This window comes from Pedobacter sp. 05L430 (assembly GCF_056397585.1).
In genome coordinates this window covers 1-11146 of sequence record NZ_JBFTNT010000127.1, presented here as the reverse complement: position 1 = coordinate 11146, position 11146 = coordinate 1, and the positions used below count along the sequence as shown (strand labels likewise).

At 36.7% G+C, this 11146-nt stretch carries 8 protein-coding genes; 7 read left to right on the top strand and 1 reads right to left on the bottom strand.

Translation table 11 applies throughout. The features are described 5' to 3' along the window. The 6 genes from mqo to AC1DG9_RS16195 all read left to right on the top strand — a co-directional run. On the top strand, window positions 1-1266 hold a 1266-nt coding region (gene mqo, locus AC1DG9_RS16220), incomplete at its 5' end, for a malate dehydrogenase (quinone) (protein ID WP_477634895.1). A 306-nt stretch (window positions 1267-1572) separates the two neighbouring features. Then, window positions 1573-4002 (top strand): AsmA family protein, encoded by a 2430-nt coding sequence (locus AC1DG9_RS16215; RefSeq protein ID WP_477634894.1) that lies wholly within the window; start codon window positions 1573-1575, stop codon window positions 4000-4002. A gap of 33 nt (window positions 4003-4035) precedes the next feature. Continuing rightward, window positions 4036-4446 carry an OsmC family protein gene (locus AC1DG9_RS16210; RefSeq protein WP_172662773.1) on the top strand — a complete coding sequence of 137 codons (411 nt, stop codon included), beginning with the start codon at window positions 4036-4038 and terminating at the stop codon, window positions 4444-4446. A gap of 139 nt (window positions 4447-4585) precedes the next feature. Then, entirely contained in the window at window positions 4586-5620 is a 1035-nt protein-coding gene (gene proB / locus AC1DG9_RS16205; RefSeq protein ID WP_172662774.1) for a glutamate 5-kinase, read from the top strand. A 7-nt stretch (window positions 5621-5627) separates the two neighbouring features. Then, on the top strand, window positions 5628-6875 hold the full coding sequence (locus AC1DG9_RS16200; RefSeq protein ID WP_172662775.1) for a glutamate-5-semialdehyde dehydrogenase: 1248 nt from the start codon (window positions 5628-5630) through the stop codon (window positions 6873-6875). Next, entirely contained in the window at window positions 6872-7888 is a 1017-nt protein-coding gene (locus AC1DG9_RS16195; RefSeq protein WP_337716105.1) for a LacI family DNA-binding transcriptional regulator, read from the top strand. The genes AC1DG9_RS16200 and AC1DG9_RS16195 overlap by 4 nt, the downstream gene beginning before the upstream one ends. Window positions 7889-7899: 11 nt before the next feature. Here the strand turns inward: AC1DG9_RS16195 and AC1DG9_RS16190 are convergent, their stop codons facing one another. Continuing rightward, window positions 7900-9633 carry a phospho-sugar mutase gene (locus tag AC1DG9_RS16190; RefSeq protein ID WP_337716106.1) on the bottom strand — a complete coding sequence of 578 codons (1734 nt, stop codon included), beginning with the start codon at window positions 9631-9633 and terminating at the stop codon, window positions 7900-7902. 269 nt (window positions 9634-9902) lie between these two features. Here AC1DG9_RS16190 and AC1DG9_RS16185 point away from each other — a divergent pair. Beyond that, on the top strand, window positions 9903-11146 hold a 1244-nt coding region (locus AC1DG9_RS16185), incomplete at its 3' end, for an aspartate kinase (protein WP_477634893.1).

Genomic DNA, 11146 nt, shown 5'->3' with positions numbered 1-11146 from the left:
GTAGAAACTAAAAAAGCGGTTTCAATTGCTGAATCTTTTGAAGTATCCAAACAGTTTTGGTCTTTCCTGGTAAGGAATAAAATTGTTGATTCTCCTGAAACATTTATCAAAAGCATACCACATATCAGTTTTGTATGGGGGCAGGAGAACGTTGAATTTTTACGCGAGAGGTATAATAACCTTCAGAAAAGTGATCTTTTTAGAGGGATGACCTTTTCTGAAGATCCGAAAGAACTTGCTGAATGGATGCCTTTAGTAATGAACGACAGGGATTCGGCAGAGAAAGTTGCTGGAACAAAAATGGAGCTTGGTACCGATGTAAACTTTGGTGCCTTAACCAGAATGATGTTTAATTACCTTCAAAAGAAGGAAAGCGTAAGTATGCATTTTGACCATGAAGTTCGCAAACTAAAGCAAAAAGATGGTTTATGGGAAGTAAAGGTTAAAAATGAAACAACCGGTAAAAAAAGAGTTGTAAAAGCAAAATTCGTATTTATTGGCGCAGGCGGTGGTTCTTTACCACTTCTTGAAAAAGCGGGAATTCCAGAAGGAAATGGATTTGGCGGTTTCCCTGTAAGTGGACAATGGCTTAAATGTGTTAATCCGGAAGTTATTGAACGTCATAATGCAAAAGTATATGGAAAGGCGTCTGTTGGTGCCCCACCAATGTCTGTCCCACATCTTGACACAAGAATGATTGATGGTAAAAAAGCTTTGTTATTTGGCCCTTATGCTGGTTTCTCTACGCGTTTCTTGAAACATGGTTCTTTACTTGATTTACCTCTTTCAATAAAAATTAATAACATCAGACCGATGATATCGGCAGGTTTAGATAACCTGCAGCTTACCAAATACCTGATTGATCAGGTACGTCAGTCACCAGAAGATCGTCTGGCTGCGCTTAGAGAATATCTGCCAACCGCAAAAATGGAGGATTGGGAGCTCGAAACTGCTGGTCAGCGTGTTCAGGTAATTAAGAAGGATGAAAAACATGGTGGTGTACTTGAGTTTGGTACTGAAGTTGTTACTGCTGCCGATGGATCAATTGCAGCACTACTTGGTGCATCTCCGGGGGCATCTACTGCTGTTTCCATCATGATTACCTTAATGGAGCGTTGTTTTGCTGATCAGATTAAATCTGAAGAATGGCAGAAAAAACTAAAAAGTATGATTCCTTCTTATGGTGAGGCGCTGAACGGAAATGCTCAGTTAACTGAAGAGATCAGGATTCAAACCACACATGCACTTAATCTAAAAACGGCATAAGCAGAACTAGGGTTCTAGTAATCATACATTATATTCATAGTTACCCTTCCTCGTTCAAAGTGACCTTTCTCCGTCATCTCGACTGAAGGAGCGTATGCTCTAATCTCAAACAAAAAAACTTGAATAATCTATAAGAAAGACTTAAGGGTTTCTTAAGCCTTTCCTATAGATTTTTTCAAGTGCTAATCTTTTCCTGAATGTTTAAGTCTGGCAGCCCAAATGGAATAGGCTGCAGTTAATAAAAAGCCAGAATCATTATCTCGAAAACAATTATTATATTGTAAACGTTTGACTATAAAACAGAAAATGCCAAGCTGGTCTAAAATAACACTCAAAGTACTGGGTATCCTTATAGGGTTGATACTTCTAATTTTCTCAGCTCTTGCTTTATATGTGAACTCAAATAAAAAGAGTTTACTGGAAACCATAACGCAAAAGCTAAATAAAAACCTCCATGGCACGCTTACCATAGCAAGCATGGAACCCACCTTTTTACGCGGATTTCCTGGCGTCTCTATTAAACTAAACAATGTAGTGATGAAAGATAGCCTTTGGAAAAACCATCAGCATACGCTTTTAGATGCTAAAGAATTGGAAGTATCTGTAAATACCTTAGCCTTACTTAAGGGAACTATTGAAATAAAAAAAATAGGAATTAATGATGCAGCAATCTATCTGTTTACCGACAGTAATGGATATAGCAATACCGCTATTTTCCCCAAAAAAGACAAATCAAAAAAGCCAAAAGATGATAACAGCTCAAGCCCGGAACTGGGAAAGTTTACGTTAAGCAATGTCAGTTTTGTGGTAGACAATCAAAAAGGACATAAACTCTTTCAGTTTGACATTTACGATTTAAAGGGCAATATGGATTATCTTTTACTTGGCGGTTGGGAGGCTGACATTAAACTTAAAGCACTAGCCAAAAGCCTGGCATTTAACACCAGAAGAGGCAGCTTTATTAAAGACAAACTTTTAGAAGGTCCTTTTAAAATTACCTATAACGACGATTCCGGAATTTTGCTGGTAGCTCCTAATAAATTAAATATTGGAAAAGATCCATTTATAATTGGGGCTAAGTTTGATACTTCTAAAGAAAACACAGACTTTACCATCAATATAGAAACCAAAAATATTTTATGGCGCAATGCTTCCGCGTTGTTGGCTCCAAATATTACTGCTAAGCTCAACATGTTTGACCTTAAGCAACCTATACATGTTTATTGCACGCTGGCTGGCAATATGGGCCCTGGTGGAGACCCTGCTATCAATGTTAAGGCACTCATAAAGGATAATGTGCTAACCACGCGGGGTGGGGYAGTTGAAGATTGTAATTTTACCGGTTTTTTTACCAATAACTATATTAAAGGCAAAGGAATAAATGATGAAAACTCAGCCATTAAGCTCTTTAGTTTTAAAGGAAGCTATGCGCAGATACCATTTTCCATTGACACCGCCTTTATCAATAACCTGAATAAACCAATTGCCACGGGGCTGTTCACTTCACAGTTTGAAATTGCAAAGCTTAACAACGTCATCGGAGAGGAGATGCTCAAATTCGGTAACGGCACAGCAAATGTCAAACTGGCTTACCGTGCAGATATTGTAGATTTTATGCTGGCCAAACCTTTTGTTAAAGGCGTGGTGGATATTCAGAATGCAGATGTAAGTTATGTTCCCCGCAAGGTGAATTTCAAAAACACAGCCATTTCACTCAATTTTACTGATCAGGACCTCTATATTAAGAACATCCGTTTACAAAGCGGTAAAAGCATTGTATCTATGGAAGGTTCTGTAAGTAATTTCTTAAACCTTTATTATACTAATCCGGAGAAAGTACTGCTCAACTGGAAGATCAGGAGCCCAGAGCTTCATTTAGAGGAGTTTATCGGCTTCCTTGGAACCAGAAAACCAAAAGCAAAAAAGAGAAGTAAGAAATCTAATTTTTCAGAAAACCTGAATGAACTTTTTGAAAAGAGTCAAGTAAATATGAATGTTAAAGTAGATAAGATAYACTACAATAAGTTTCTTGCTACTAATGCTAATGCAGATCTATTGCTCTCAGAAAATGGCATAGCTATTAAAAATGTAAATGTAAAGCATGCTGGTGGTGCACTTTCTTTAAATGGTAGCATTGCTCAAAAGGGCAGTACCAATAATTTTAAACTTAATGCTACAATTACTAATGTGGACATTAAAAACTTCTTTTATTCCTTTGATAACTTCGGCATGAAAACACTGACGTCAAAAAACTTAAGAGGCTATCTGTTTTCTAAGACTAATATATCGGGGGTTATAAGCGATAAAGGAAATCTCCTTCCCAATTCATTATATGGCAGCATCGCATTTGATTTAAAAAAAGGGGCGCTGATAAGCTTCGATCCGGTTAAAAATGTAGGGAAATTTGCTTTCCCACTTAGGGATTTGGACAACATTTCATTTACGAACTTGAATGGAAAGTTTGATGTACGTGGTCAAAAAATTACCATCAACCCTATGCAAATTAATTCGAGCTTGCTGAATATGGATATTGCCGGCGTATACTCAATGTCAACCGGGACTAACATTACTTTGGATGTACCCTTAAGAAATCCTAAAAAGGATGCTGAGATTACAGATAAAAATGAAAAAAGAGCAAGAAGGATGAAAGGAATTGTATTACATTTACTAGCAACTGATGGCGAAGACGGGAAGATCAAAATCAAATTGAATAGAAATCGCGATAAAACAAAATAAACAACCTTTTAATAATCACCTTAATTTATTGAAATGAAACGTAATGCAACAGCCGTTTGGAATGGCACTATTAAAGAAGGTTCAGGAAACCTTACAACCGATAGCAAAGTACTTGATAAAACACAATATTCATTTAATAGTCGCTTTGCTGATGGAATTGGAACCAACCCTGAAGAATTGATGGCTGCAGCTCATGCTGGCTGTTTCACCATGAAACTAAGCTTAGACTTAACGGAAGCTGGATTTAATCCAACTTCATTAGAAACCAAAGCAACTGTCACTTTGGATAATGGAGTGATTACTACTTCACATCTTGTCCTAAAAGCTGACATACCCGGAATTGATGATGCCAAGTTCCAGGAAATTGCGGCTGGTTCCAAGGCCACATGCCCTGTAAGTAAGGCTTATAACGTAGAGATTAGCTTAGAAGCTTCATTGGTTTAATGAACTTTTAGATAAACTTATTCCMTAAATCCTCCTCTTTAGTTAATAAAAAGGAGGATTTTTTTATTTTATAGTTACGAGATACGCAGTAATTTATCTATTTTCGAATTTTCGCGCCAAATAAACTATAACAGCCACAATGACCAAGTCTATACTTGTATTGAAATTAGGTTCCGCTTCCATCACTACCTCTAAAGGAGAAATTGATGAAGCAATAATTGCAGATATAACCCGGCAAGTAGCAGAACTTGCTCTTAATCACCACTTAATACTGGTATCTTCAGGTGCAGTTGCAGCTGGAAAAAAATACATAAAAAATTATAAAGGTAAAATTAGTGAGCGAAAAGCTGCTGCTTCAATTGGTAATCCGCTATTGTTAAGCACTTATTCAAAACATTTTAAACCCTATAATATTTCTATTGCACAAAGTTTATGCGAGAGACAGCATTTTTCTCATAGAACTCAATTCCTTCAGCTAAAAGAAACTTACGAGGAATTATGGAAAAATGGTGTAATTCCAATTGCCAATGAAAATGATGTAGTTAGTAATTTAGAGCTAAAGTTCTCAGATAATGACGAACTTGCTACTTTATTAGGTGTTGGTTTTGGTGCCTCTCTTATCCTTTTAGGTACATCAGTTCCGGGTGTACTGGATAAAGATGGAAACGTAATTGACACAATTGAATCCATAAATAACGATGTATTCTCTTTAGCTAACAAAAATACATCTGAGGTAGGGTTGGGTGGTATGATTTCTAAACTAACCTTCGCAAACCTTGCTTCTACAATGGGAATCAAGGTCGTTATTTTTGGCGTTAGAACACCAGACGGAATACTAAAAGCAGCAAAAGGAGAGTCAGGCACTATCTGCACACCCAAAAACTGCTCAATATCTGCAAGAAATAAGTGGCTTGCAAGTGGTAGCCTGGTAACTGGTCGACTCATGGTTGATGCTGGTGCCAGCGAAGCAATTAAAAAAAGAAAAAGCTTGCTTGCTGTTGGTGTAAAATCTATTGAAGTAGATTTCGCTAATGGCGAAATATTTGAAATTATTGACGAGCAGAAAAATATTGTAGCCGTAGCACAGGCTAAAGTATCGTCGAACACGATTAGTAAAAATGCTAAACAACATAACCTGGAGATAGCCAATGCCAGTGATATTGTAATATTATAATATGATAATGGAATCGATAGAAGACCAGTTAATCAGTGCACAGAATGCCAAAAAATCCATATCAACACTCAGTGATAAGGATAAGCAAAGCATAATCACCCGAATTGCACAAATTATTTCTGAGAGAAAAGAAGATATCATTGCTGAGAATTTAAAGGATCTGGAGAAGATGTCTGACACTGACCCCAAGAAGGATCGTCTTCTGTTAAATGCTGAACGAATTATTGAGCTTAGCAAAAGCCTGGTTGATGTTTCAAACCTGGAAGATCCAACCAACAAGATCCTTTCTGAAAAGACAATCGATAACGGACTTTTTATTCAAAAAAGAACGGTTCCTCTTGGTGTAGTTGGCGTAATTTATGAATCAAGACCAAATGTTACACTTGATGTAGCCGCTTTATGCATTAGATCAGGAAATGTTTGTTTACTTAGAGGGGGGCAGGATGCTTATCATACTAATTTGTTTGTAGTTTCATTGATTCAGAAGGTCCTTGCTGAAAATAACCTTGATATAAATATTGTACAACAACTTCCTGCTGAAAGAAAGTATATTTTAGATATTTTAACTGCAGAAAAATATATAGATGTAATTATCCCTAGAGGCTCCAATCAGTTGATTGAATTCGTTCGCAAAAACGCTTTAGTACCGGTAATAGAGACTGGTGCTGGTGTTTGCCATACTTATGTAGAAGAGTCGGCTAAACTTGATGATGCTGCTAAAATAGTGGTAAATGCCAAGGTCTCAAGGCCCTCCGTTTGTAATGCATTAGACACTGTTTTGGTAGATAAGGCAATTGCACAAACTTTTCTGGAAAAGCTTGCACCAATGCTGGCTGGATATAATGTTGAGATATTTGCCGATGAAGACTCTTATAGGATTTTAAAAGATCAGAATTATCCTTTAATTAATAAAGCTGAACCCGAAGATTTTGGAAGAGAGTTCCTTGATTTCAAGTGTTCTGTGAAAATTGTAAATAGTATCGATGAAGCACTTGATCATATTGCAAAGTTCTCTTCAAAACATTCTGAGGCAATTATTACTCAAAACCCTGTTAAAACTGAATTGTTTCTAAACCAGGTTGATGCGGCTGTGGTATACTTAAATGCTTCAACAAGATTTACTGATGGACAGGTTTTTGGCTTAGGAGCGGAAATTGGCATATCTACTCAGAAATTGCATGCCAGAGGGCCTTTTGCCCTTGAAAAACTAGTTACAGAAAAATGGATTGTTAAAGGTGAGGGACAAGTAAGATGAAACCAGCATCAATAAAAGACATTGCCAGCAAGGCCAATGTATCTATTACAACTGTATCCTTTATTTTAAACGGCAAAGCTGAGCAAATGCGTATTAGCAAAGCTGTTATTGAAAAGGTTAATACAATTATTAAAGAATTTGACTTTAAACCCAATCAAGTAGCCAGGAGCTTACGAACAGGAAATACGCAAACTATTGGACTGATAGTAGAAGATATATCTAACCCATTCTTTGCCAGCATTGCCCGAAAGATAGAAGATAAGGCATATAAAAAAGGTTACAAAATCAGTTACTCAAGTACTGAGAATGATCCCGTTAAGGCCAAGGAACTTATAGAGATGTTTAAGGCAAGACAAGTGGATGCCTATATTATTGCTCCTGTACCTGGCATTGAAAGTGAAATTAAACAATTGCTGACGGAACGTATTCCAGTAGTTATATTTGATAGGAATCTTCCGGATATGGAAGTTAATTATGTTGTAGTAGACAATTTTAATGGTACTTACATCGCTACAAAACACCTTATAGATAGCGGTAAAAAGAACATTGCTTTTGTAACTGTGGATTTGCATGTAGACCAGATCAATAACCGTTTTCTGGGTTACGAAAAGGCACTTCAAGACCGTGGCATCCAGTTTAATAAAGATATTTATACTGAAATTCCTTTTGATAGCACTGACGACAATACAACAGCACAGTTAATGCTCCTGTTTGAGAAGAATCCAGAGATTGATGCTGTCTTATTTTCAACTAACTACCTTGCAATTAAAGGTCTGTTGGTTTTAAAACTGATAAAGAAAGAAATCAATGATGATTTCAGTATTGTGGCTTACGATGATCATGATGTATTTAAATTACATACACCTCCAATTAGTGTTGTAGATCAGCCTATAGAAGAAATGGCCGAGAAGATCATCGATGTACTTTTAAATGAGCTTGCTTCGGCCAGTAATACTTTGATAAAGAAAGAGGCAAGCAAAATAATTCTGCAGCCTAAGTTTATAAAAAGGTGATTTAGAGGTGATTAAACCTCTAAATCGTTCATAATAGCCTTTACTTTCGCACTAAGTTCAGCATCAGCAGCTTTAAAGCCAGCTTTATCCTTAAGTGGTGCATTTACACTGCAATAGAATTTAATTTTAGGCTCTGTTCCTGATGGCCTGGCAGAGATAATGCTTCCATCTTCGGTTATGAACTGAAGAACATCAGATTTAGGGAATCCCAGATCTTTCTTTTCATTTGCAATTAAATCAGTTTCTATACCCAATTCGTAATCCTTTAAAGTTGCAACTTTAGAACCACCTAATGTAACAGGAGGGTTGTTTCTGAATTTCTCCATCATCGCTTTGATTTCCTCAGCGCCAGTTTTTCCTTTTTTGGTTATAGATACCAATTCTTCTTTATACAGACCATATTCTACATACATATCAAGCATAGCGTTATATAAACTGCTTCCTTTATCTTTGTAAAAAGCGGTCATTTCTGCAATAAAAGCACAAGATACAACAGCATCCTTATCTCTAACAAGCTCTCCAATAAGGTAACCATAGCTCTCTTCACCACCACCTATAAATGTTTTCTTACCTTCAAGGCTTGTCATTAAATGGCCAATCCATTTAAAGCCTGTTAAGGTATTGTAATAAGTAACATTTTTAGCCTTAGCTATTGTTTCAATTAGATTAGATGTTACTATTGTTTTAACAATATACTGATCTCCTGTAAGCTTGCCTTTTTCTTCCCATGCACTTAACAGGTAATTAATTAGCAAACTACCCGTCTGGTTTCCGTTTAGGAGTACAAATTCACCATCATTATTTTTAACGGCAATACCAACTCTATCGGCATCCGGGTCTGTGGCCAGAACAAGATCCGCATCTATTTCCTGAGCTTTTTTCAAAGCAAGTGTAAGTGCTTCTTTTTCTTCAGGGTTTGGATATACTACAGTTGGAAAATTACCATCAGGGGTACTTTGTTCTTCAACCAAGGTTAAATTGGTAAAACCAAACTGCTCAAGGGCCTTAGGAACCAATGTAATTCCGGTTCCATGGATAGGGGAATATACAATTTTAAGGTCTTTTTGACGGGCAATGGCCTCTGGAGACACTGACAGTTCCGTAATTTTATCCAGATAAAGTTGATCAATTTCCTCTCCAATCAATTCAATATTGTTATCGATACGGTCGAATTTAACCTCATCAATACTTTTAATAGCAGCTACCTCATCCATAACAAGTGTATCATCTGGAGCGGTAAATTGTCCGCCATCTGCACCATATGCCTTATAACCGTTATATTCTTTCGGATTATGTGAGGCAGTAAGCATCACACCGCTGCGACAGCCTAATTCACGGATCGCAAAAGACAATTCCGGGGTGGGTCTTAGTGCTTTAAAAAAATAAACGTGTATGCCGTTTGCAGAAAACACATCAGCCGTAATCTTTGCAAAATAGTCAGAGTTGTTGCGGCTATCATGCGCTACGGCAACTTTAACTTTTTCGCCCGGATATTTTTTAAGGAGGTAGTTACATAAACCCTGTGTAGCAGTCCCAATTGTATACTTGTTGATCCTGTTAGATCCTGCACCCATTATCCCACGTAAACCTCCGGTACCAAATTCCAGACTTCTATAGAAAGAATCTGTAAGCTCAGTAAAGGCCTCTTTATCTAGCAATTGCTGTATTTCTTGCTTAGTTTTTTCGTCGTAATTACCATTAAGCCATTCGTTTATGGTATTTAATGTAGCTGCTTCTAATTGCATAGTTTATGATGTGTTTTTTAAGATGTCTTAATGAAAAACAGTAATGTAATTGTGAAGTTTCATTAGAAAAGCCCAATTCTTATAATATTCCAAATTTTATTTCGTCAATATCATGATTATTAGCGCCGTTTTCTTTAATTTCACGCCCTAATATAAGTATATAACCAATTTGATTGAAATAATATTAACCTTTAAAATTTAAATAACTAATAATGAAACCATCAGAATTTTGATGATGGGGTTATTACCAAAAAACAATTTATAAAACTATGAGAATATTAAAGTTTGGAGGAACTTCTGTAGGAAGCCCTGAGCGGATGAAAAAATTGCTGGATATTATTGATCCGGCAGAAGAACAAATTGTAGTGCTTTCAGCAGTGTCTGGCACAACGAACAGTTTAGTAGAAATTTCAGCCAAACTTTTAAAGGAAGATAAACAGGCTGCGTTAAGTCTTATTAACGCAATGCATCAGAAATATAATGAATTTGTAGTTGAGCTTTTACCGGAAGGCGATTTTCGTGAGCAAGGACAAGAAGTAGTAAACTATCACTTTAACTTCCTTGAAACCCTTGTAAACGATCTTTTTACCCCAATTGAGGAAAAAGTAGTACTTGCACAAGGTGAATTGTTATCAACTACATTATATCATATCTATCTCAAATCTATAGGTGTTCCATCTGTATTGTTGCCTGCTTTAGATTTCATGAAAACTGATGAGGACAATGAACCTGATGTTCCTTATACCACTAAACACTTACAACCAATACTAGATCAGAACAAAGGAAATAAACTATTCATTACACAAGGATTTATCTGCAGAAACAGTTTTGGCGAAGTGGATAACCTAAGACGTGGTGGAAGTGATTATACTGCGTCTTTAATAGGAGCGGCCATACTAGCCGAGGAAGTTCAGATATGGACAGATATTGATGGTATGCATAACAACGATCCAAGGATAGTTAAAGGCACCAAACCAATCTCCCAGCTTTCGTTTGATGAAGCGGCTGAATTAGCTTATTTTGGCGCAAAGATATTGCACCCGCAATCTGTTTTTCCGGCTCAAAAATACAAGATCCCTGTAAGGTTATTGAACACTATGGAGCCTTCAGCTTCTGGTACTTTGATTACAAACGACAGTGAAAAAGGCAAAATAAAATCAATTGCGGCTAAAGATGGTATCACCGCTATAAAAATCCAATCGAGCAGAATGTTATTGGCTTATGGTTTCTTAAGGCGTGTTTTTGAGATATTTGAGCGCTACAAAACGCCAATTGATATGATCACTACTTCTGAAGTAGCTGTTTCTGTAACTATTGATTTTACGGATAACCTTGATAAAATTATTGAAGAACTACATGATTTTGGAAGTGTAGAAGTTGATAATGATCAGTCGATTGTTTGTGTTGTAGGCGATTTCAGTGCCGAGAAGCATGGTTATGCTGCCCGTGTATTAGATTCAATTAAACATATTCCGGTGCGTATGATCTCATACGGTGGTAGTAGCTATAACAT

Excerpts from the sequence above, each read along its gene's own strand:
- AC1DG9_RS16210 (WP_172662773.1), top strand. The coding sequence starts at position 4,036 with ATGAAACGTAATGCAACAGCCGTTTGGAATGGCACTATTAAAGAAGGT.
- AC1DG9_RS16200 (WP_172662775.1), top strand. The coding sequence starts at position 5,628 with ATGGAATCGATAGAAGACCAGTTAATCAGTGCACAGAATGCCAAAAAA.
- proB (WP_172662774.1), top strand. The coding sequence starts at position 4,586 with ATGACCAAGTCTATACTTGTATTGAAATTAGGTTCCGCTTCCATCACT.
- AC1DG9_RS16190 (WP_337716106.1), bottom strand. The coding sequence starts at position 9,633 with ATGCAATTAGAAGCAGCTACATTAAATACCATAAACGAATGGCTTAAT.
- AC1DG9_RS16195 (WP_337716105.1), top strand. The coding sequence starts at position 6,872 with ATGAAACCAGCATCAATAAAAGACATTGCCAGCAAGGCCAATGTATCT.